The organism is Actinomyces sp. HMSC075C01 (assembly GCF_001812965.1).
Lineage (GTDB): Bacteria > Actinomycetota > Actinomycetes > Actinomycetales > Actinomycetaceae > Actinomyces > Actinomyces acetigenes.
In genome coordinates, this window is record NZ_KV810978.1 from 12,848 (window position 1) to 34,296 (window position 21,449).

Sequence of the window (21,449 nt, forward strand, 5' to 3'; positions counted from 1 at the left end):
GTGGAGTAGTCCGACTCGAGGCGAGACTCAAGGCAGAGCCGGCGTCGAACCATGACCACCGGGCCCCCGCGCAGGCAGCGGTCAGGGGGCAGGGGGTGGGGGTGGATCTGTGGCGCAGGCGCCGGGCTGTGCCACCAAGATCCCCGCGGACTCACTCCTGCGCGGCCCGGTGTTCACAGCGCTGACATGAACGTGCCCGGCGTCGAAGCGCCCAGCGCAGATCGTTGGAATCCTGCGGTTCTTCTGCGGCGTGCAACGCCGATGCGCCTGTGATGTCAGCGCTGTGGACACCCACACCCCGTCATGCCTCGCCTTGAGGCCACCCTCGCCTCCAGGACCACCAGCCTGTCCAAGGCTCCCGCCCGAGCGAGTGCCTCAGAAGCCACGACACTCACATGTCCCAGAAGTGAAGAGACAGCACACAATCATCTAGGAGCGGTCGTGGCCGGAGCCCTGGTCGGGGCGACGTCGGGGTCGGTGGGCTTGGTTGATGACGGCCCGGGTCCTCATGGGGTGGGGGCCAGCGTGTTCACACCGATGTCGCTGGCGCTGGTCGCGGCCGGGTTGGGGCTGGCGGCTCGCACGGCTCTGGGCTGCGGCGCCCAGATGCTGGAGTGGGGTCTGGTGGTGGCTGGCGTAGGGGTGGGACTGGCGCAGTCCTTCGGGATTGCCACGGCGATGGACACGGTGCCGGCCGAGGCGGAGGGCTCGGGAGTCGCGCTGCTTGCGGCCGAGGAAGAGGACTGGCTGGAGAGCCTTGCTGTCAGAGTCGAGCTGGTGGCCTCCACTCCAGAGCTCGAGCAGGCCCTGTGGGCGCAGTCGTCGGTCTGGACTACGGCGCTTGCCGAGCAGTTACCTACTGAGGCCCTTAGCGCCCGCGTACAGGCCCGGGCCCTGGCGGGTGCTTGCCTGGAGGGCCTGCTGGCGTGGCGTGACCGCCCCGCCTTCCCCGACACCGACTCGCTCGTCGGTGTCATCCAGGAGGCCCTCAACGCGATCCGAGTCCCGACCTCGATCCCTGCGCCCTGAGGGCAAACCATCATGTCGACCACCGCTGGCTCAGCCACCGGTACTCCTGTCGCAGGTGACCACCATTGGCTACGTGCGGGTCAGCACCGCGGACCACTCCCTCGACATGCAGCTCGACGCCTTCAACGCCGCCGACTGCACCCACGTCTTCACCGACACGGCCTCCGGCGCCCCTGACTCACGTTCCGGCCCCACCCTCGACGCCGATGCCGCCGGCCTCGCCGTCTTGGCGGTTGTCCCGCCGGTCAGGACAATGAGGCCATGAGTATGACGGCGTTGGACGACGTCCCGGAGGTGCGCAAGGCCCGCGGGGCGTTCTTCACCCCGCCGGCTATCGCTGCCTTCATCGCCAACTGGGCGATCTTGAGTTCAAGCGACACGGTCCTCGAACCCTCCATGGGGGACGCCGAGTTCCTCACTCACGCTGTCGAGCGCCTCGCCGATCTAGGCAACGGCGAACCGATAGTCTGGGGCTCTGAGCTACACGCCTACTCCGCCGAGGCCGGAATCGAGCGCGTCACGGAAGCCGGCGGTAAGGTCGTCGTCGAGGTCGGTGACTTCTTCGACCGCCCCGTGGACCAACGGTTCACTGTCGTCATTGGCAACCCGCCCTACATCCGCTTCCAGGACTTCTCCGGGCGGGAACGAGCCAAGGCCCAGTCCGCAGCTCTGCGCGGCGGCGTGGCGCTCTCGGGCCTCGCTTCAGCCTGGGCTGCTTTCACTGTCGCGTCGTCCCTCCATCTGGCCCGAGGCGGCCGCCTCGGCTTCGTCCTGCCAGCCGAACTGCTCAACGCCAACTACGCCGCACCGGTGCGCCAGTTCCTCTTCGACCACTTCACCGGTATCGAGCTTGTCACGTTCACTGAACGTGTCTTCGCTGAGGCTGAGACCGAGGCCGTACTCCTTCTCGCCTCCGGCTATGACGAGGGCACCTCCACGACGATGTCCTTCCGCCAGGTCACCAACGCCGATGCCCTCGACGACCTCGGTCCCGTCCTCACCTGGGAACCTGCGGATCCTGCAGGCAAGTGGTCGGGTGGAGTCGTCTCCGTTGACGCAACGGCCGCTCTCGTCGATGCCGCGGCAGCTGGAACCTTCACCGCCCTTGCGACGTGGGGGAGTCTCAGGCTGGGCATGGTCACCGGACGCAACACCTACTTCGCCATGACCCCCGCCATGGTCAAGGACGCCGGTCTGCGCCGTAGCGAGACGCTTACGCTCTCCCCGCCCGGGTCGAACCACCTCCGTGGTCTGACCCTGACGTCGGCGGACATGCGACGCCTAGGTGCGCAAGGCAAGCGAACCCGACTGTTCTACCCCCGCGAAGGGGCGCTCTCCGACGGCGCTCGGGCCTACCTCGACGCCGGTATCGCCAAGGGTGTCGACAATGCGTACAAGTGCCGCGTCCGCCGCGTGTGGTGGCAAGTTCCCCTGCTCAAGCCCGCGGACCTTCTGCTGACCTACATGAACGCCGACACGGTCCAGATGGTCAGCAACGAGGCCAAGGCGTACCACCTCAATTCCGTCCACGGCGTCTACCTCGCCCCCGAAAACCGAGAGCTCGGGCGTGAGCTGCTGCCTCTTGCCTCGCTGAACTCCCTCACGATGCTCTCCGCTGAGATCACGGGCCGTGCCTACGGAGGCGGGGTCCTCAAGATGGAGCCCGGCGAGGCGGCTAAGTGGCTCACCCCGTCGCCCACGACGCTTGCAGCTGCGAAGCCGGCTCTCGAGAGCATCCGCGGCACCGTGGCCGATCTCCTCGATGCTGGGGACCTCACCGCAGCCGTGTCACTCGTTGACGAGGTCCTCCTCGTCGATCACCTCTCCCTAAGCAACCAGACCGTCAAGGCGGTCCGCGACGCGCGGGACCAGCTCGCTGACCGGAGAAAGGCACGTGGTCGCAGTGTCCAGGATTGAGTCACGCCTCTTGGAAGCCCACGAGTCATGCGGTCCCAAGCCGGACGACGCCGAACCACAGTCCACGAAGAAGAACTTCAACCAGAACGTCTCGGACGCCCTTGCCATCGCCCTGGCGAGTGAGATGAGAGATCGAGGGATGGGTGGAGTACTCCCACTCCCTCGTGATCCCAGGACAGGCCATTCCGGCGGCACGGAGCGACGGATGGCTGGCGGAATCGGTGCCAAGAAGGTTGATGTCACGTGGGCGACCGATGAGGCTGGCTTAATCGCAGCGATCTCGGTCAAAACCCATTCCCTTCCGTGATGGAAAGACCCTGAACTATCAGAAGAACCTCACGAACCGTCGTGCTGACATGCTCAATGAGGCCGTCACCTTGCACCGCCGGTTTCCCTACGCCGTCTTGGCTGGGTTCTTCGTTCTCCTGGCCGATTTCAGTCCCGAGCAAGGGTTCATCCGCGCGTTTAAGGTCAACGATCTGGAGCGAGAGGTGCCGCTCGACGAGATGTTCGAGGCCCTCATCGAGCGCGTGGCTGAGCGAAACTTCGACTCGTATGAGGCTTTCGACTCCAGAGGAGCCCGGTCCTTCCCAGGACTGGGCTCCTCTGCTCCTGTTTCCGTTGACGGTTACCGTGCGTACGGGGACGTGCTGTGCGAGACTCAAGTATGGCAAAGAAGCACCCCACCATGGACCGTTCCCTGTACGAGGCCGAGCTGCTGAGGTTGCAGGCGGAGCTGGTCGAGATGCAGGAGTGGGTCAGGGCTACCGGAGCCCGCGTCGTCGTCATCTTCGAGGGCCGCGACGCGGCCGGCAAGGGCGGAGCGATCAAACGCATCACCGAGTACCTCAACCCGCGTATCGCGCGCGTGGTCGCGCTTCCTGTGCCCACCGAGCGTGAGCGCACCCAGTGGTACTTCCAGCGCTACATCGCGCACCTGCCCGCCGCCGGCGAGATCTGCCTGTTCGATCGCTCCTGGTACAACCGCGGCGGCGTCGAGCACGTCATGGGCTACTGCACCCCGGAGGAGCACCGGCGCTTCCTCCAGCAGTGCCCGGTCTTCGAGAGGATGCTCGTCGACGACGGCATCCTGCTGCGCAAGTACTGGTTCTCCGTTCCCCAGAAGGAGCAGTACAAGCGTTTCAAGTCGCGGATGACCGACCCCATGCGACGCTGGAAGCTCTCACCCACCGATCTGGAGGCCCTGCCCCGCTGGGAGGACTACTCGCGCGCCAAGGATGAGATGTTCGTCCACACGGACATTGACTCGGCGCGCTGGCACGTCGTGGAGTCCGCCGACAAGCGCAAGGCGCGCATCAACATGATCCATCACCTGCTGGAGTCCATTCCCTACGAGCACGTGGAACGTCCCATGATGAAGTTCCCCAAGAAGCCCTCGTTCCCGTCGTCGGGCTACCGCCGCACGGACCGATCCCTCCAGAGCGAGGTGCCCGACTATGCGGCCACTCTCAGCGAGTCCGACGCAACCGAGCGCTACGTGGACCTCGAGGACCAGGGGATCAGCTAGGGCCGGCGGCTCCTGCGCCCCAGCTCCTCGAAGACCTGACCGACCGGCTCACGGATGACGAGGTCGGCGCGGGAGTCATACGGCGTAGGAGTCGCGTTCATGAGGACCAGGCGCTCACCGGCGTAGTAGTCGATGAGGCCCGCCGCCGGGTAGACGACCAGGCTCGTTCCGGCCACGATCAGCAGATCCGCCTCCGAGATGGCCCGCACGGCCCCCTCCATGACCTCACTGTCCAGCATCTCCCCGTAGAACACAATGTCAGGGCGCAGCACCGAGGCGCACACGGGGCAGTGGGGGACCTCGCCGGAGCGAGCGTCGTCGACGTCGTCCAGGGTGAAGTGCTCGCCGCAGCCGGTGCAGATCAGGCGTGACCAGTTGCCGTGCAGCTCGAGGACCCGCTCGGAGCCGGCCCGCTGGTGGAGGCCGTCAATGTTCTGCGTGACCACGGCCGACAGCTTCCCGGCCCGCTCGAGATCGGCCACGAACCGGTGGGCCGCGTTGGGGGCCACGCCCTCGCGGGCGTTCTCCTGGGCGAACCACTCCCAGTAGGCCTGCGGGTGCACGGTGAAGAAGTCGATGGACAGGACCTGCTCCAGGGGGATCTCCCGGTCCTGGTGGTAGAAGCCCTTGGCGCCTCGGAAGTCGGGGATCCCCGACTCGGTCGAGACCCCGGCACCACCGAAGAAGACGATGCGTCTGGACTCTTCAATCCACTGGGCGAGCAGGCCCCGCTGGCTGTCCTGGTGATCCATGCACCCCACCCTAACGCCGGGGACCGATCCTGCACGGGCGGATCCGGTCGCGGCGCCATACGAGGCACATGCTCAGGACGCAGGCAACAGTCGACAGCGTCCCGGTGGCATAGCGCTCGAACTCGCTGGTGGTGATGAGGAGGTTGAACGCCGAGGCGATGAACAGCCACAGGGTCGAGACATACACAATGCTACGCGCGGTGCGATCACGCAGAGGGCGGCGTATCAGACCGCCGTACCTGAGGTACGCCAGACCGCAGCCGAACCAGACCAGGAAGAGTGCCAGGTTGACCGGCCTGAGGAGGAGAGGGGAGACAGTATAGGCGCCGCCCAAGACGAACCGGCCCAAGGGAAGTCCCAGAGCCAGCAGCAGCTGCAGCACGCCATTGATGAAGAACAAGACGGCGCACGTAGCCGCCAGCACAGGTGACTTCATAAGAGCGACTGTACCGGCCCATTTTCCGACGTGAGGGGCTCTGGGGCGGCCCGGTATCGGGGCGCCCGGATGTGGCCGAGTCCCGCGCTCCGTCCGGTCTTGTAGCCAATGGGGGACAAGACAGGGAACTGACCCACGGTTACCAGCCGAGTCCCTGGATATCCAGGAAGATGAATCTCAGCCTCCTCGTAGGACGCTGAGCGAAACGGCAAGGGCCCAGATCGGTGGCGGAACGGTGTGGCTACGCTCCGCCAGATCTGGGCCCTGTGCGTGCTCGTCGTGGGGGAGAGACTCAGATACCGAAGCCGACCCGGCGGGGCTCGGCCTCACCGAGCTCGACGTAGGCCAGGGAGCCGGCCGGCACGAAAACCTTGCGGCCCTTGTCGTCAGTGAGGGTGACGGCCTTGGTCTCGGCGTCGGCCACGGCGGCCAGCACCTTCTCCTGAGAGTCGGAGGTCTCCAGGGAGAGCTCGCGGCTGGCGTGCTTGATTCCGATCGTGACCTGCATGGGGCTCCTTCGCATCGTCTGTGTGCCGTATTGAGCGGCATAGCCCGTCGGGGAGAGGGGCGTGAACCTGGCTTGATCCTAGGGCGCCGCGGCTGCGCCGACCCTTCGCGCGCCCCAGGAGCCGCGGCGTTTCGCGCCACGCGGAACATGCGCCGTCGGCGCTCCCGAGTGGTGGGCCCACGACCGATGACGATCCGTTAACGGTGCGCGCTCCTATCGGTGGCCCGTGGTGAGATGGTCCCATGCCCCAGGACCCCGTCCGTCTCCTCCCGCCCGCCGAGGCGGCCGAGCTGCCCGCCGCCGACGCCGATGGGCAGCGGGTCCTGGACCGCGTGGCCGAGGGCTCCAACGTCGTCGTCCTGGGGGCACCCGGGACCGGTAAGACGTCCCTGGCCCTGCGGTTGCTGGCCGAGGCGGTCGCCGGCGGCCGAGACGCCATCCTGCTGGCCCCCACCCGTGCGCGAGCTGACTGGCTGCGTGGCCGGGCCGCCCACCTGCTGCGTGAGGGCCATGGCGACGGCGTCGTCCGAGTGCGCACTCCCGCAGCCCTCGCCCTGACGATCCTGACCACATCCTTGACCATGCGGCCCGACCCGCTGCCGCCCCCGGTGCTTCTGGCCGGAGCGGAGGAGGACTCCGCCCTGGCCTCCATGATCAGCACCGTCACCTGGCCCGGGCTCCCCACCGAGGCCACCGGGTCACGGGCGTTCCGCTCCGAGCTGCGCAACCTCCTGGCGCGCGCCGGAGAGCTCGGCGTCAGCGCCGACGACCTGGCCGACCTGGGACGCCGGCTCAATGTCCCCATCTGGGGGCCTGCCGCCCAGCTTCTGCGCACCTGGGACGCGCAGGGGCGGCCCAGCGCCGAGCGCAGGGCCCAGACCCGCAAGATGGATACGGCTCGTCTCCAGGATCGAGCCGTGGAGGCCTTGAGCTCCTGGGGCGCCGACGTCGTCACCGTCCCCCGCCCCGTCCCGGACCTCGTCCTTGTGGACGACTACCAGGACTGCACGGCCGCCACCGCCAGGCTCCTGACGGCCCTGGCGACCCCGGACCCCGACGGGCACCGGGCGCAGATCGTGGTGCTGGGGGACCCCGACGTGGCCGTGGAGACCTTCCGCGGCGGCACGCCCAGCCTGCTCATCGCCGCCGAGGACCACTCGGGGCTCGCAGCCACTCGCCTGCGACTGACCACCTGCTACCGAGGCAACTCGGCCATCTCGGAGGTGATCTGCGACCAGAGCGCCCGGGTCCCGGTGACCGGCACGACGACCCACCGGCAGACGACCCTGGCGCCCCGGTCCTCAGCAGGGTCCTCACAGAGGCCTTCCTCCGTAGGACCCGACGCTGAGCGCCCGCAGGCGGCGGCCGGCGTCGAGGTGATCCTGGCCTCCTCCGCCTGGCAGGAGCATGCCCACGTCGCCCGGGCTCTCAGGCTCGAGCACGTCCACCACGGCACCTCCTGGTCTCAGATGGCGGTCATCGTTCGCAGCGCCGCCGACGCCGAGACCCTCGCCAGGGACCTGCGCAGACGAGGCGTGCCCCTGGCCTCCCGCACACCCGCGGTCCTGCTGCGCGCAGAACCGGCCGCGGCCGCACTCCTGAACATCGTGCGCGCCGCCATCCGCGACCAGCTGGGCGGGCACGGTGAACCGCCCCAGCGCGACGCCGCCATCAACCTCCTCACCAGCCCCCTGGTGGGGCTGACCACCATGGACCTGCGCCGACTGCGCCGCAGGCTGCGCCAGGCCCCGCCGGCCGCAACCCCGCGCGCCAGTGCGGCCGAGCCCGGTGAGGTCGGGACCTCCACCGCGCCCATCACTGATCCCACTGCCGGGACCGGGCCCCGGACCGGCGGCGACGCCGCCCTCCTGGCTCTGCTGGCCGACTCCGAGCAGGCCTCCGGCTTCGCTCGGTCCCTGGACGGGCAGCCGCTGAGCGCCCAGGCGGAGCGGCTCCTCACCGCAGCCAGGATCCTTGAGGCCCTGCGCGGCGTCATTGGGAAGACCCCAGCCGACGTCCCGCGCGATGTCGAGGCCCTGCTGTGGGCCGCCTGGAAGGCCTCCGAGCGGGCCGAGGCCTGGCGCGCCACCGCCCTGCTGCCCTCGGCAAGCCCCGTGCGATCACTCCTGTCCGAGGCCGCCGAGCACGACCTCGACGTCGTCACCACCCTGTTCAAACGCGCCGAGGTCTGGGCCGAGCGCCACCCGGGCCAGGATGCTTCCAGCTTCCTGGCCGAGCTCGACGCCGAGGTCCTGCCCTCGGACTCCGTCGCCCCCCAGGGCCGGCGACCGGAGGGCGTGGCCGTCATGACCCCGGCAGGTTGCGCAGGCCAGGAGTGGGAGCTCGTCGTGGTCGTCGGGCTGGAACGGGACCGCTGGCCTGACCTGCGCCTGAGGGACTCCCTGACTCGCACCGGTCTCCTCGTCGACGCCGTCACCGACCGTCTGACCACAGACACCGCCGCACCGGGGGAAGGGAACAGCGGCAGCGGCGCCGTGGCCGCCGCCCGGGCACAGGTGCGCGCCGACGAGCGCCGCATGCTCATCATGGCCCTGTCCCGCGCCACCAGGCGCCTCCTGCTGACCGCCACCGTCGACGCCGAGCACGCCCCCTCACCCTTCCTGACCGAGATCGCCCACAGTGCCGGGATCTCCCTGACCGACGCCGACGGCTCCCCTCTCCTGACCCCCGACACCGGCGACCTCACCCTGCGCGGCCTGGTGGGGGAGCTGCGCCACGCCGCCGTCTGCGGCAACCTCGAGACGTCCACCGACGCTGAGCGCCGCCGCGGTCGGGCCGCCGTCGACCTGTTGGCCGACCTCGCCCGCCAAGGCGTGTCCGGCGCCGACCCCGCCACCTGGATCGGCGCGACCGGTCCCACCTCCACTGCCCCCCTCATCGCCGCCGGCGAGCGGATACGGGTCAGCCCCTCCGACGTCGAGGGCCTGGCCGCCTGCCCGCTCAAGTGGTTCCTGACCCGCAGCGGCGGATCGGCCCCCGCCAGCGAGGCCCAGGCCCTGGGCAGCCTCGTCCACGCGGTCGCCGAACGGGCCGAGAGCGAGCACCTGCGCGGTCCGGCCCTGCGCGAGGCCTTCGAGGAACGATTGACCGACCTCGGCTACCCCGCCACCTGGCAGGGAGGCCTGGCCGCAGACCGTGCCCGCGCCATGATCGAGCGCCTCGACGCCTACCTGGCTGACTGCGACGCCCTGGGTATTCGTGCCGACGTCGAGCAGCCGGTGCGCGCCGACGTCGACATCCCCCTGAGTGTCCTGAGCCCCGCGGTCCGCGAGCGGGCCGGCCTGCGGATACCGACGGAGGGCGGCGACGCCGTCCCGGTCACGATCTCCGGGCGCATCGACCGCCTCGAGCACCTCGGCGGCCTTTCGGCAGGTGTCCCGGAGGACACCGTCGGACCCGGCCGCAACGGCACGGTGCGCGTCATCGACCTCAAGACCGGGCAGCGCGTCCCCAAGGACGTCCAGCGCCACCCCCAGCTGGCCACCTACCGGCTGGCCCTGAGTTCGCAGGGCCTCGACGTCGTCGGCGGAGCCCTCGTGCTCCTGGGCAAGGAGCCCTCCAAACGTTCAGGGGACGGCTACGTCCTGGCTCCGCCGGGCGCAGCCCTTGACCCCAGCCCCGCAGCCCCGGAACCAGCGCAGGAGCCCGCGGAGGATCCGGGTGAGGACGAGACGAACGGTGCTGCCGACAGCAGCGAGGAGTACTGGGCCGAGGAGCTTGTGGCCGCCGCGGCCGTGGCCGGGGTGGGCCCGCAGATCGAGGCCCGCACCGGTGAGCACTGCCGTTCCTGCCGGGTCAAGGACTCCTGCCCCGTGCAGGTCGAGGGAAGGAGAGTCGTCTCATGACCCCCACCGGCCCAGACCGGCTCACTCCGCAGGCCCTGGCGGAGGCGCTCGGCATCCACACCCCCACCCAGGAGCAGGCGCGCGTCATCGCCCACCGGCTGAGCCCCCTGCTGGTGGTCGCCGGAGCCGGCTCGGGCAAGACCGCCACCATGGCCCAGCGAGTCGTCTATCTGGTTGCCACCGGGCAGGTCCGCCCCGACCAGATTCTCGGACTGACCTTCACCCGCAAGGCCACCGCCGAGCTCGACCAGCGCGTCGCCTCCCGCCTGGCCGGTCTCAGTGCGGCCGGCCTGCTGCCGGCCACCGGTCCGGAGCACGACAGGCACGACAGGGGGGTGGAGGGCACCGCTGACGCCACCGACGTCGGTGAGCCGATGATCGCCACCTACAACTCCTTCGCCGGCGCCCTGGTGCGCGACCACGGGCTGCGTATCGGCGTGGACCCCGACTCCACGCTCATCACCCAGGCCCGCTCCTGGCAGATCGTCATCTCCCTGCTCGAGGCCCGCACGCTCCCGCTGCCCAACGAGAGCCTCAGCCACAACGCGAGCGCCACCCTGGTTCTGGCAGACTCCCTGAGCCAGAACCTGCTGACCGTCGAGGAGGCCGCCACGGACCTGGCCGACCTGAGCGAGCAGCTCACCGCCCTGGCCGCCATCAAGGGCTGCAAGACCCTGGTCGGTAAGGCGCCCGCTGTCATGGCCGAGTGGGAGGCCCTGCTCGACGTCGTCGCCGAGCTGCATGCGCACAAACGTCACCATGGCCTGCTCGACTTCGGTGACCAGATCGCCCTGGCCTGCGCCATCGCCGAGTCCGTCCCCGAGGCCGCCGCCCAGGTGCGGGCCCAGTACCCCGCGGTCCTGCTTGATGAGTTCCAGGACACCTCGGTGGCCCAGGTCCGGCTCCTGTCGGCCCTCTTCGCCGACTCCGGGGTGACCGCCGTCGGCGACCCCCACCAGGCCATCTACGGGTGGCGAGGAGCCAGCGCCGCAGCCCTGGACACCTTCCACCAGCGCTTCAACCCCACTGGCACCGCCCTCCTGGAGTCCGGGACCTCACCGGCTGAGGCCACCCCCGTCCTGGAGCTGTCGACCTCCTGGCGCAACGACTCCACCATCCTGGACGTCGCCAACGTCGTCTCCGCACCCCTGCGCTCCGGCGTCGTCGAGGACGGGGACCCGGTCGGCGAGCACCTCACCGTCGCCCCCTTGCGGGCCCGCCCCGCAGCCTTCGGCCTGGAGCCCGGCGCGGTGTACGGGGCCTTCCTCCAGGATCCCGCCGAGGAGGCTCGCACGGTGGTCGCCTTCCTTGCCGAGCGCTGGTCGCCCAGTGCCGAGATGGCCGTCCTGTGCCGCACCCGGGCACAGATGGATCCCATTGCCGCCGAGCTGGAGGAGGCCGGCCTGCCCTACACGATCATCGGCCTGGGCGGGATGCTCTACGTCCCCGAGGTCGCCGACGTCCGTGCCCTGCTGACCGTGGCCTCGGACCCGGAGCGCGGGGACCGGGTGGTCAGGCTCCTGACCGGTTTCGGTATCGGCGCCCGCGACCTGCGGGCCCTGGCGTCGCTGGCCCGCGAGCTCACTCGCCCCACGACCGAAGGCGACCAGACCGGGTCGAGGGCTCACGGCGACCAGGCCGAGACCGATTCCCCACTGCTCAGCGAGGCCCTGGACACCCTGCTGCGATGGCATGAGGACGGCGCGCAGGAAGAGCAGGAGGAGTCCGCCGCGGTCCGGGACCTGACCGAGGCCGGGCGGGCCGTCGCCTTGCGCACCGCCCGGGCGATCCGACGCATCCGGGAGGCCATCTGCCTGCCCCTGCCCGACCTCGTGGCCCTGGCCGAGCAGACACTCGACCTCGACATCGAGATCGCCGCCCGAGTCGGTCACCCGATGGGCCACCGCGCCCTGGACTCCTTCCACGAGACGGCCCGGGCCTTCGCCGCCGACACGGATGCCCCCACCCTCACCGGCTTCCTGGAATGGCTCGACGCCGCCGAGGAGCACGAGGACGCCATGAGCGCCCCCGAGGTCGAGCCCTCGCCCGGGGCGGTCCAGCTCCTCACCATCCACGCCGCCAAGGGCCTGGAGTGGGACGTCGTCGCCGTGCCCGGCATGGACGAGCAGGTCTTCCCCTCCTACACCAGCGCCGTCAAGGACGATCTTCGCGTCACGGAGACCGGCTGGATGGGCTCCACCTCCACCTTCCCCTTCCCACTGCGGGCCGACGCCGGCGACCTGCCCCCCTTCACCGTGGGGGATCTCGACCCGGCTGTCACGGACAAGCCCCTCCTGACCGAGACGATGAGCGCCTACAAGGAGGCCCTCGGACGCCAGCGCCTGCGCGAGGAGCGCCGCCTGGCCTACGTGGCCTTCACCCGGGCCCGCCACGAGCTCCTCCTGACCGGCTCCCACCTGTCCAAGACCGCCTCCAAGCCCCGCCGCCCCTCACGCTTCCTCACCGAGCTCCAGCGGCGCGACCTCCTGCCTCCCTACGCGAACGGCTGGGTGGACTTCGACGAGTCCCGCCCCAACCCGCTGACCTCCCTGACCCAGGTGGGCACCTGGCCCCTCGACGCCGACGCTGCGCAGACCCTGGACAACCAGGCCCCGGATGCCGGGGAAGAGGGGACAGCGGTCGCCGACCGGCTCGCCGCTGTGCGCCGGGCCCGGCATGTGGCCGCCGCCCAGGTCGCCGCCGCCATGACTCGAACCGGCCCCGCCCAGGAGGCGCCTGCTCAAACCCAGCCCGACGACGAGACGGTGCGGCGGTGGCGACTCGAGGCGGGACTCCTCCTGGCTGAGCGCACCCGGGCCCTGTCCGGCGGGCCAGCCGTCCGCCTTCCCGAGCACCTGGCCGCCACCCGCCTGGATGACCTGCGCGCCGACCGCCGACAGTTCGCACTCGACCTGCGTCGCCCGCTCCCACCCGAGCCCCGCGCCGCAGGCCGGCTCGGAACCGTCTTCCACGACGCCGTCGCCCAGCGCCTGAGCGCACGCGGCACCCTGTTCGGCCTGGGGCAGGCGGGTGTGCCCGACAGCCTCGGACCCCAGGACCGGGACCGCATCGAGCGCTGGCTGGAGACCGCCGAGAACCTGCCGCTCCTGGAGGACTACGTCCTGGCCGAGACCGAGACGGACCGGGAGATCACCATCGGCGCCACCACCCTGCGCTGCCGCATGGACGCCGTCTTCCGCCGCAAGGACGAGGCAGGGTGGCTCATCGTCGACTGGAAGACCGGGCGCCGACAGGTGCCCGTGGACCAGCTCAGCGTCTACGTCCACGCCTGGGCTGCCTCCCAGGGCGTGCCCACCGGGTCGGTACGGGCCGCCTACGTGTACGTCGACTACCCCGGAGGACGTGTCGATGAGCTCACCGCCGAGGGCCTGCTCAGCATCGAGCAGATCCAGGCGGCCCTGACAGTGGGGTGAAGGCTCGTGAGCGGTGCGCCCGTCAGCTCTCCTCGTCGTCGACGCGCACCATCGCCACCGGGTTGGTGACGGCGTCGGGCTCAGCCGGCTCGCGAACCCCGGGCACCGGCGCCAGCCGAGGCGTGGCCGGCTCCACCAGTGGGGCGTCACCCACCTGGGCGGCCAGGTCCTCCAACATCGCCACCGCGTCATTGATGACCGGCTTGTCCCCGGTCCTCACTCCGTGCAGCAGCCAGCGTGCCAGGCTGAGCTCACTGACCAGCTCGGCGCGCTCACGCAGGTGCCGGTCAACGCCCTCGGAGCGGGCGATGTCGTAGGCGTCCTCAATGGAGTCCAGGCAGTCCACCGGTGCTGAGGAGTACACCCAGGCCAGGTCCTCGGCCGGGTCCCCCACATGCGCCTGGGACCAGCCCCGCACCGCCACCACCGTGCCACCGGCCACCAGGACGTTCTCCTCAGCGAGGTCCCCGTGGACCACGGTGGGGCGGAAGCGCCACAAGGCGGTGTCCTCCAGGGCCTGCTCCCAGCGCCCCAGCAGCGCCGGTGGAGTCCTGCCCGTCGCGGCGGTGTCGTCCAGCAGACTCAGCCAGCGCCGACGCACCTCCTCGGCGTCATAGACCGGCATGCCGGCCTCAGAGATCACCGTCATGGACAGCTCGTGGATCTCACCGAGCGCCTTGCCCAGGCCCGCCGACATCCCCGGCCCCGGTCGGAGCGTCTCGACCGGGATCGGCTTGCCCTCCACATGGGAACGGACCTGGATGTGCGCGTCCTTCTGACGCAGGGACCCGGCAGCTCGGGGAACGTCGAAGGAGAGCCGTCCGTCGTCAACGACCCGGCCGATGCGGCGCAGCACCTCGGCCTCAGCCTCCAAGGAGGCGCCCACGGCATCGGTGCGGGCCTCATGGACCTCCCAGTGGCGGCCCTGGGTGTCGATGACGCCGATGATGTGCCGCTCCGGGGTCTCGGACTGCGGAAGCGCCAGCCGAGTCGGGTTGAGGCCGCCGACGGCGACGCTCGCCATCGCCGCCAGGGCCAGCGCTGAGTGGTGAGGACGAGAAGTCTCGGCGGGCTGGGCCCGTGGGGCCGGCGTGCTGCTCTGCGGCGGCTCGGCCGAGGCCCCCGGCAGCGGGGCCACAACCACGGGCGTACGATAGTCCTCGTCGTCCTCGTCATGCTCGTCGGATCGCGGATCGGAGTGCTCAGCCTGTTGCTGGTTGCTGTCCTCATCGCCGGCCGTCGGAGCCGCAGCGCGCTCAACGTCGGAGGTCACCTCGTCGGTGAGGCTGTCGGCACCGCCGTCGACATCAGTGGTGCCGGGGGCGTCCGGGGACTGCGGAGGCTGTGACATGGTCCAACCGTAGGCGACAGGTCCTATGTCTCGCAGGACAGCCGCGCCCGTCCGCTGGCGGCAAACGTCCAGGGATGTGAGCAACAGCTTGAGGAATGTACCAGAAGGTCGACGTTATCCACAGGTTCTGCCGAGGTGGTGGCCATTTCGTGACCAGGTGTCCTAGAGTTAATCCGTGACGATGGTCACCGTCCGGTCGGTGTGTCCCGGTTCAGTGCAGAGCCCCAGGCCGGTCCTCACATCATCGTCACTCTTCTTCATACGACTCCCACGCTGAGAGGCATCATGGACGCTGCCGATCTTCTCCTGACGGAGGTTCGCGAGCTGGTGCGCGCTCGCGGCATCGACCCCCTCAAGGACGCCTCCGACCTGGAGCAGCTCGTCACCCAGGCCGAGGAGGACTATCTACGTCGCTCCGACGCCGGACTCGTCCCGCCGCTCATCGATCCCAAGGGGGCGCGCACCCACGTGCTCGACTCCATGGCGGGGCTGGGCCCGCTGCAGGGCTATCTCGATGACGAGTCCATTGAGGAGATCTGGGTCAACGCCCCCGGCCGCGTCTTCGTCGCCCGCTCCGGGCGCCCCGAGCTGACCACCACGATCCTGGAAAGTGAGGACCTCACGGTTCTGGTCGAGCGGATGCTGCGGGCCTCCGGGCGTCGCCTGGACCTGTCCAGCCCCTTCGTCGACGCCCAGCTCGCCGGGGGACAGCGGCTTCACGTTGTCATCCCGCCCATCACCTCCCAGCACTGGGCCCTCAACATCCGCAAGCACACCTCCCGTGCCTCCCGCACTGCCGACCTGGTGCGCATGGGCTCGCTGACCAGCCAGGTCGCCGCCTTCCTGGACGCCTCCGTGCAGGCCGGCCTCAACATCCTGGTCTCGGGCGCCACCCAGGCCGGCAAGACCACGATGGTCAGGGCGCTGGCCGGAGCGATCCCGGGCGCACAGCGGGTCATCTCCTGCGAGGAGGTCTTCGAGCTCGCCCTGCGCAACCGGGACTGCGTGGCCATGCAGACCCGGCCGCCCAACCTCGAGGGCGTCGGTGAGATCAGCCTGCGGCGCCTGGTCAAGGAGGCCCTGCGCATGCGCCCCGACCGCCTCCTCATCGGAGAGGTCCGAGAGGCCGAGGCGCTCGATCTGCTCATTGCCATGAACTCGGGTCTGCCGTCCATGTGCACCATCCACGCCAACTCCGCCCGGGAGGCCGTCATCAAGATCTGCACCCTCCCGCTGCTGGCGGGGGAGAACGTCTCCAGCGACTTCGTGGTCCCCACCGTCGCCAGCGCCATCGACCTGGTCGTCCACCTCGACCTGGATCGCAGTGGGCGCCGCACCGTGAGAGAGGTCGCGGCCCTGTCCGGTCGGGTTGAGAACGGCATCATCGAGCTCTCCGACGTCTTCCACCGCGACCCCACCGGCAGCCTCGTGCGGGGCGCCGGAGCGCCCGACGCCGCCGAGCGCTTCAACCGGGCCGGTCACGACCTGACAGCTCTGCTCAGCTCCCGCCCCGCAGGCTCCCAGGAGGTCTACTGATGGGCGCCGTCGCCGGGCTCCTGGGCGGTGTGGGGCTGCTCCTGATCTGGATGGCCTGCACCTCCGAGCCGCCTCAGTGGCGCTCGAGGCGCTCCCGTCGCCTGGCCGACATCCTGGTCCAGGCCGGCGCCGGCCGCACCAGCCCCACGATGTTCGTCCTGGGGTCGATCGGGCTAGGGCTGCTCATCGGCCTGGTCTTCCTGGGAATGTCCCGGGCCTGGCCGGTGGCCCTCGCCTTCACCGCCATCTTCACGGCGATCCCCTTCCTCATCATCTCCTCTCGAGCGCGCAACCGCCGTACCCGCCTGCGCGAGGTGTGGCCCGAGGCCGTCGATACCCTCGTCTCCGGCGTCCGCGCGGGCATGAGCCTGCCGGAGGCGCTGACCAACCTCGGTGAGCGCGGCCCGGAGGCCGTCCGCCCCCAGTTCCGGGCCTTCGCCACCGACTACGCCGCCTCCGCCCGCTTCGACAGCTCCCTGGACCGGCTCAAGGCCCGCTTCGCCGACCCGGTCGCCGACCGGATCGTTGAGGCCCTGCGCCTGGCCCACGAGGTCGGCGGCACCGACCTGGGGACGCTGCTGCGCTCCCTGTCGCAGATGCTGCGCGAGGACATGCGCACCCGAGGCGAGCTCGAGGCTCGCCAGTCGTGGACCGTCAACGGTGCCAAGGTCGCGGTCGCCGCCCCATGGCTGGTCCTGGCGCTGCTGTCCACCCGGCCTCAGGCAGCGGCGGCCTACGCCACCACCGCCGGAGCCGTCATTCTCCTGACCGGAGCCGTCGTCTCGGTCATCGCCTACCGGCTCATGCTGCGCCTGGGGCGGCTGCCCGAGGAGGACAGGACACTGCGATGAACCCCATGAACGCGATGCTCACCGGAGGACTCGCCGGGCTGCTGGGGGCCGTGGGCGTCTTGAGCGTCATCTCGGCTCTCCGCCGACGCCGCCCCACACTCATGGCCCGCCTGGAGCCCTACGTCCACCGCCGGCCCACGACCTCCGGCCTGCTGGCCGCTCCGGCAGGGCCGACCTCCGACGGGCGCACCGTCATCGGCCTGCTCATGGCCTCCACGGCAGGCGCTCTCAGCCTGGGCAGACTGATGGAGTCCCTGGGCTCGTCGGCCGGCTCGGTCCGGCGTCGCCTGACACGATCAGGGTCATCTCTGGGGGTCGACCAGTTCCGCCTCCAGCAGGTCCTGTGGTCGACGACGGCGCTCCTGCTCGTCCTGGCCGCAGGAGGCCTGGCGGCCCTGGTCCGCTCCGTCAACGTGCCCGCGCTCATCCTCCTGTGCCTCATGGCCACCGTGGCCGGGGCCGCTGCCCGCGACTGGTGGCTCAGCCGGGCCGTGGCGAAGCGGCTGTCACGGATCGAAGCGCAGCTGCCCGATGTCGTCGAGCTGCTGGCCCTGGCGGTGGGGGCCGGTCAGGGCCCGGTGTTGGCCATCGAGCGTATCGTCACGCTGGGCCGCGGCGACCTCGTTGACGAGCTGGGCGTCACTCTGACCGATATCCGCTCCGGCACGGTCCTGTCTACCGCCCTGGACCGTATGGAGCGGCGAGTCGGCTCCGTCCATGTCACCCGCCTGTGCGAGGCGGTCATCGTGGCCCTTGAGCGCGGCACACCACTGGCCGAGGTTCTGCGCTCCCAGGCCACCGACGTGCGTGAGGCGGCGCGCCAGGACCTCATGGAGGAGGGCGGCAGACGGGAGATCGCCCAGATGGTTCCCGTGGTCTTCCTCGTCCTGCCCATCACCGTCGTCTTCGCTCTCTTCCCGGGGCTGTTCGTCCTGAGGCTGGGGGTGTGAAGAGTATCCATCACCCTCCTGCGCCCGTGGACCCCGACCATCCATCGTCCTTTCACCCAGATTCCCGCCCGACAGCAAGGAGCAGTCATGACATGCCTCATCCCTCCCTCCCCCCACCGCACTCAGACAGGTTCCCGGTCGTGGCGTGCCGCCGGTGCGCCCCGGATCGAGCTGCGCGATGAGCGCGGTGACGTCCCCGGCTGGGTCCTGGTGACCCTCATGACCGCGGGACTCGTCGTGGCTCTGTGGACGGTGGCCGGCAGCACGCTGACCGAGGTCTTCCTCAACGCCATCGCGAAGGTGACCAGTGCGATCTGAACACGCGCCTCGCCTCGGAGTGCTTCAACGGGCTGGTCGCGCCCTGCCTCGGCCGGGTCGCCTCCGCCCGCTCGGGCAGAACGAGTCGGGCTCGGCCGTCGTCGACTTCGTCATGGTCGGTGCGCTCGTCATCATCGTGTTCGTGGCACTCCTCCAGGTGGCCCTGGGGGTCTACGCCCGCAACGTCCTCACCGACGCCGCGGGCGACGGCGCTCGTCGAGCCGCTCTGGTCGGGGGCACGGAGGCCGAGGCGCGCCAACGGGTGCAGGTCCTCACCGACGCCGCCCTCAGGCGCGGCTACGTGGACACCGTCACCGTCTCGCGGGTGTCCTCCGGTGACCTGAGGCTCGTCGAGGTCACGGTGACAGCGCCCTTTCCGGTCCTGGGGCTCCTCGGCCCCGGAGGGACACTACGGGTCACCGGGCACGCCATCGATGAGTCCTCCCTGACCCAGGAGAGGTGAGCCCGGGTGGTGTCCATGGTCGGATCGAGGCGTCGCGGGCGTCGTGCCGTGTCGCGGTCGCCGAGGACGGTCCCGGCCCGCGCCCTCATCACCGGGCGGTTCGTCAGCCGGTTCCGAGAGGCTCTCAGGGCGGGCGGTCGAAGTGTCCGGCGACTCATGAGCCAGGAGGAGGGCAATGCGATCGTCGAGTTCATCGGGTGGAGCGCCGTCCTGGTGGTGCCCGTGCTCTACCTGGTGGTGACACTCGCCCAGCTCCAGGCCACGACCTTCGCCGTCGCCTCGGCGGCCGACGCCGCCAGCCGGGTCCTGGAGGTCGACGACTCTCCCTTAGCGATGGATAACGCGCAGCTGGCCATGCAGCTGTCCCTGTCCGATCAGGGCGTTGACGCCGACTCGTCCGGCTCCCTGTCGGTCACCTGCGCTCACGGCTGCGCCCGGGGACAGGCGGCGATGGTCGAGGTCTCGGTCGGTGTGGACCTGCCGGGCTTCGCCTCGCTGGGGATCGGTCGGGATGTCGTCGTGGTGGACACTGAGCGCTCCATCACCCTGCCGGGCAAGGAGGAGCAGTGAACAGGCCGCCCGGCCCCGGGACCGTCCAGCGGCGGGTCCGTGCCCTGGTGGATCGGCTGCACCGTGAGGAGGATGGGCAGACGCTTCTCCTGGGCGTCGGGCTCATCTGCGTCGTCCTTGCGCTGCTGTTCGTCGCGGCCTCGGCCACCGCTGTCTACCTCGACCTCAAGACCCTCACGTCACTGGCGGACTCGGCTGCGGCCGCGGGGGCCGACAGCGTGGAGGCGCACCCCTACTACGGGGGTGGCGCCACGGACGCCGCCCCCGGGTCCCTCACTGACGCAGGGGTCAGGAGCAAGGCGGCCGAGGACCTGTCCGCCCAGCCGGCAGCGGCCAGGCTGGAGGGGGTCACGATCGTCAGCGCCCGGGCCGCTGACAGCCAGACCGCCGAGGTGAGGCTGCAGGCCCGCTCACGTCCGCCTTTCCTGCCCTGGGGGCTCCTTCCGGCCGAGGGCTTCACCATCACTGCCACCGGCTCTGCCCGAATGACGACGACGCAGTGAGCCGACAGACTCACTGCGTCGAAAACGGGTGGGTGGAAGGTTGCGTGTGGCAGGAGGCGGCCAGCGCCCTCAGGCCTGCTCGACGAAGTTTGCCGAGGCCACCGGGGAGGGGCGCCGGTGCAGGTGCATCCGGGACCGCAGCTCCTCCTTCTGGCGGTGCGAGAGCTGAGCGATGTAGGCCCGCTTCACCGTGAACAGGATGTTGAGGCCCACCAGGAGGTAGAAGGCGTTGGCGATGACGCTGGGCCAGGCCCCGGAGCTCGCGCAGTTGATGGTCAGCAGTACGGAGCCGGTGATGTTGAGGGCCTGATACTTGAGCGAATCGCCGGCGATCGTGCCCTTGGAGACCAGGAAGTAGGCCACGAGAAGCTCAGCGGCACCGATCCAGCCGCCGATAGAGATGAGGGAGGAGAGCACGTCGTTCACGGGGATGATTCTTCGACACCCCTGGATGAAGGTCAATCGCATCTATCTGCATGAGGGATGTAGATTTACTTCATGCGGGTGTTGCCTCAGAGACTTTCGGTTCTTTTGGCCGTCCACCGGGCCGGAGGAGTTGTCGCAGCGGCAGATTTCCTTCATATCACGCCGTCGGCCGTCTCCCAGCAGATTCGCCTCCTGGAGCGCGAGTGCGGCGTCCGGGTCCTGGACCGCACACCCACCGGAGCCGTGCTCACGGCGGCCGGGAAGGTGCTGGCGGATGCGGCCGAGCGCATTGAGGACGAGCTGACCACCGTGCGCCGTGAGCTGGCGGACCTGGATGACTCCGTCCCCTCCGGCGTGGTGCGAGTCGGGAGCTTCGCCTCTGCCGTTCGGGCGCTCCTGCTGCCTCTCTTGAGCTCTCTGGCGACCACCAACCCGGAGCTGGAGGTGATCGTCGAGGAGGTCGAGGAGCGCAGTGCCCTGTCCCGGCTGCGTCGGGGCGAGCTCGACCTGGTCCTCATCGAGCGTGACGAGCACACGCTGCCCGCGGCGCCTCGGGGCATGGCCGACATCCCGCTGCTGGACGAGTCCTGGCTCGTCGTCGTGCCGGCCGAGCAGGCGACCCCTACGACCTTGGCGGATCTGGCGCGCGCCACCTGGATCGATCTGGCCCCGGGCACCGCCGGCGCCTTTGCCCTGGACCGTCTGGAGCGCCAGCTGGGGGTGCCCTTGACGATGCGGCACGTCGCCTACGACTACGACGTCGTGCTGGCCATGGTCAGCCAGGGCCTGGGCTGCGCGCTCCTGCCCGAGCTGGCCGTCTACTCCGGGCTCGTCCCCGATGAGCTCAGCGTGGTGCGCCTGCCCGGGCTGGGCGTGCGCCAGCTGGTGGTGCGTCACCGATCGACCCGCACCGAGCCGGGCCCGGCGACACGTGCGGTGCTCGAGGCGCTGCTCTCCCAGGCTCAGGGCATTGAGCTGGGGTGAGTGGCAGACGAGGGACAACGGTGGGCG

20 protein-coding genes are annotated in these 21,449 nt (G+C 70.0%); 14 read left to right on the forward strand and 6 right to left on the reverse strand.

Annotated features, from left to right (window positions below; translation table 11 throughout):
* Positions 1-441: 441 nt before the first annotated feature.
* The 3 genes from HMPREF2883_RS04400 to HMPREF2883_RS04410 are packed head-to-tail and all read left to right on the forward strand — an operon-like array spanning position 442 to position 2,946.
* A complete protein-coding gene (locus HMPREF2883_RS04400; RefSeq protein ID WP_070659154.1) occupies positions 442-1,029 on the forward strand; it encodes a hypothetical protein in 588 nt (195 codons plus the stop codon).
* A 55-nt stretch (positions 1,030-1,084) separates the two neighbouring features.
* On the forward strand, positions 1,085-1,294 hold the full coding sequence (locus HMPREF2883_RS04405; protein ID WP_070659155.1) for a recombinase family protein: 210 nt from the start codon (positions 1,085-1,087) through the stop codon (positions 1,292-1,294).
* A complete protein-coding gene (locus HMPREF2883_RS04410; RefSeq protein WP_070659156.1) occupies positions 1,291-2,946 on the forward strand; it encodes an Eco57I restriction-modification methylase domain-containing protein in 1,656 nt (551 codons plus the stop codon). Before HMPREF2883_RS04405 ends, HMPREF2883_RS04410 begins: the two co-directional genes overlap by 4 nt.
* Positions 2,947-3,230: 284 nt before the next feature.
* Here the strand turns inward: HMPREF2883_RS04410 and HMPREF2883_RS15045 are convergent, their stop codons facing one another.
* Positions 3,231-3,611 (reverse strand): hypothetical protein, encoded by a 381-nt coding sequence (locus HMPREF2883_RS15045; RefSeq protein WP_176747145.1) that lies wholly within the window; start codon positions 3,609-3,611, stop codon positions 3,231-3,233.
* 23 nt (positions 3,612-3,634) lie between these two features.
* On the opposite strand from HMPREF2883_RS15045, the gene ppk2 reads away from it, so the two are divergent.
* Positions 3,635-4,474 (forward strand): polyphosphate kinase 2, encoded by an 840-nt coding sequence (ppk2, locus tag HMPREF2883_RS04420; RefSeq protein ID WP_070659158.1) that lies wholly within the window; start codon positions 3,635-3,637, stop codon positions 4,472-4,474.
* Here the strand turns inward: ppk2 and HMPREF2883_RS04425 are convergent.
* From HMPREF2883_RS04425 to HMPREF2883_RS04435, 3 genes are all read right to left on the reverse strand, one after another.
* Positions 4,471-5,226, reverse strand: coding sequence for an NAD-dependent protein deacylase (locus HMPREF2883_RS04425; RefSeq protein ID WP_070659159.1), 756 nt, complete (start codon positions 5,224-5,226; stop codon positions 4,471-4,473). The two genes, ppk2 and HMPREF2883_RS04425, sit on opposite strands and share 4 nt — an antisense overlap.
* 10 nt (positions 5,227-5,236) lie before the next feature.
* A complete protein-coding gene (locus HMPREF2883_RS04430; protein WP_070659160.1) occupies positions 5,237-5,662 on the reverse strand; it encodes a hypothetical protein in 426 nt (141 codons plus the stop codon).
* 292 nt (positions 5,663-5,954) lie between these two features.
* Positions 5,955-6,170: a DUF3107 domain-containing protein gene (locus tag HMPREF2883_RS04435; RefSeq protein WP_009232349.1), complete on the reverse strand. Its 216-nt coding sequence runs from the start codon at positions 6,168-6,170 to the stop codon at positions 5,955-5,957.
* Between the two features lie 242 nt (positions 6,171-6,412).
* On the opposite strand from HMPREF2883_RS04435, the gene HMPREF2883_RS15750 reads away from it, so the two are divergent.
* Both HMPREF2883_RS15750 and HMPREF2883_RS04445 read left to right on the forward strand, forming a co-directional pair.
* The gene (locus tag HMPREF2883_RS15750; RefSeq protein ID WP_070659161.1) at positions 6,413-10,036 is read left to right on the forward strand and encodes a UrvD/REP family ATP-dependent DNA helicase; all 3,624 of its coding nucleotides are present in this window, start codon (positions 6,413-6,415) and stop codon (positions 10,034-10,036) included.
* Complete coding sequence (locus HMPREF2883_RS04445; protein ID WP_070659162.1) at positions 10,033-13,470, forward strand: ATP-dependent DNA helicase; 3,438 nt, start codon at positions 10,033-10,035, stop codon at positions 13,468-13,470. Before HMPREF2883_RS15750 ends, HMPREF2883_RS04445 begins: the two co-directional genes overlap by 4 nt.
* 22 nt (positions 13,471-13,492) lie before the next feature.
* Here the strand turns inward: HMPREF2883_RS04445 and HMPREF2883_RS04450 are convergent, their stop codons facing one another.
* Positions 13,493-14,821 (reverse strand): phosphotransferase, encoded by a 1,329-nt coding sequence (locus tag HMPREF2883_RS04450; RefSeq protein WP_070659163.1) that lies wholly within the window; start codon positions 14,819-14,821, stop codon positions 13,493-13,495.
* 285 nt (positions 14,822-15,106) lie between these two features.
* Between HMPREF2883_RS04450 and HMPREF2883_RS04455 the strand changes: the two genes are divergently transcribed.
* The 7 genes from HMPREF2883_RS04455 (at position 15,107) to HMPREF2883_RS04485 (ending at position 20,012) form a co-directional block, all read left to right on the forward strand.
* Positions 15,107-16,357, forward strand: coding sequence for a TadA family conjugal transfer-associated ATPase (locus HMPREF2883_RS04455; RefSeq protein ID WP_070659164.1), 1,251 nt, complete (start codon positions 15,107-15,109; stop codon positions 16,355-16,357).
* A complete protein-coding gene (locus tag HMPREF2883_RS04460; protein ID WP_070659165.1) occupies positions 16,357-17,208 on the forward strand; it encodes a type II secretion system F family protein in 852 nt (283 codons plus the stop codon). The genes HMPREF2883_RS04455 and HMPREF2883_RS04460 overlap by 1 nt, the downstream gene beginning before the upstream one ends.
* On the forward strand, positions 17,205-18,158 hold the full coding sequence (locus tag HMPREF2883_RS04465; RefSeq protein WP_083313550.1) for a type II secretion system F family protein: 954 nt from the start codon (positions 17,205-17,207) through the stop codon (positions 18,156-18,158). Before HMPREF2883_RS04460 ends, HMPREF2883_RS04465 begins: the two co-directional genes overlap by 4 nt.
* Before the next feature lie 87 nt (positions 18,159-18,245).
* Positions 18,246-18,476, forward strand: coding sequence for a hypothetical protein (locus HMPREF2883_RS04470; RefSeq protein WP_070659166.1), 231 nt, complete (start codon positions 18,246-18,248; stop codon positions 18,474-18,476).
* The gene (locus tag HMPREF2883_RS04475; protein ID WP_070659167.1) at positions 18,466-18,939 is read left to right on the forward strand and encodes a TadE/TadG family type IV pilus assembly protein; all 474 of its coding nucleotides are present in this window, start codon (positions 18,466-18,468) and stop codon (positions 18,937-18,939) included. The genes HMPREF2883_RS04470 and HMPREF2883_RS04475 overlap by 11 nt, the downstream gene beginning before the upstream one ends.
* Positions 18,940-19,095: 156 nt before the next feature.
* Complete coding sequence (locus HMPREF2883_RS04480; RefSeq protein ID WP_070659168.1) at positions 19,096-19,509, forward strand: hypothetical protein; 414 nt, start codon at positions 19,096-19,098, stop codon at positions 19,507-19,509.
* A complete protein-coding gene (locus HMPREF2883_RS04485) occupies positions 19,506-20,012 on the forward strand; it encodes a glycosyltransferase (RefSeq protein WP_070659169.1) in 507 nt (168 codons plus the stop codon). The genes HMPREF2883_RS04480 and HMPREF2883_RS04485 overlap by 4 nt, the downstream gene beginning before the upstream one ends.
* A 69-nt stretch (positions 20,013-20,081) precedes the next feature.
* On the opposite strand, the gene HMPREF2883_RS04490 is transcribed toward HMPREF2883_RS04485, so the two are convergent.
* The gene (locus HMPREF2883_RS04490) at positions 20,082-20,480 is read right to left on the reverse strand and encodes a CBU_0592 family membrane protein (RefSeq protein WP_070659170.1); all 399 of its coding nucleotides are present in this window, start codon (positions 20,478-20,480) and stop codon (positions 20,082-20,084) included.
* A 30-nt stretch (positions 20,481-20,510) separates the two neighbouring features.
* On the opposite strand from HMPREF2883_RS04490, the gene HMPREF2883_RS04495 reads away from it, so the two are divergent.
* Positions 20,511-21,422: a LysR family transcriptional regulator gene (locus HMPREF2883_RS04495; protein ID WP_070659171.1), complete on the forward strand. Its 912-nt coding sequence runs from the start codon at positions 20,511-20,513 to the stop codon at positions 21,420-21,422.
* The last annotated feature ends 27 nt before the right edge of the window (positions 21,423-21,449 follow it).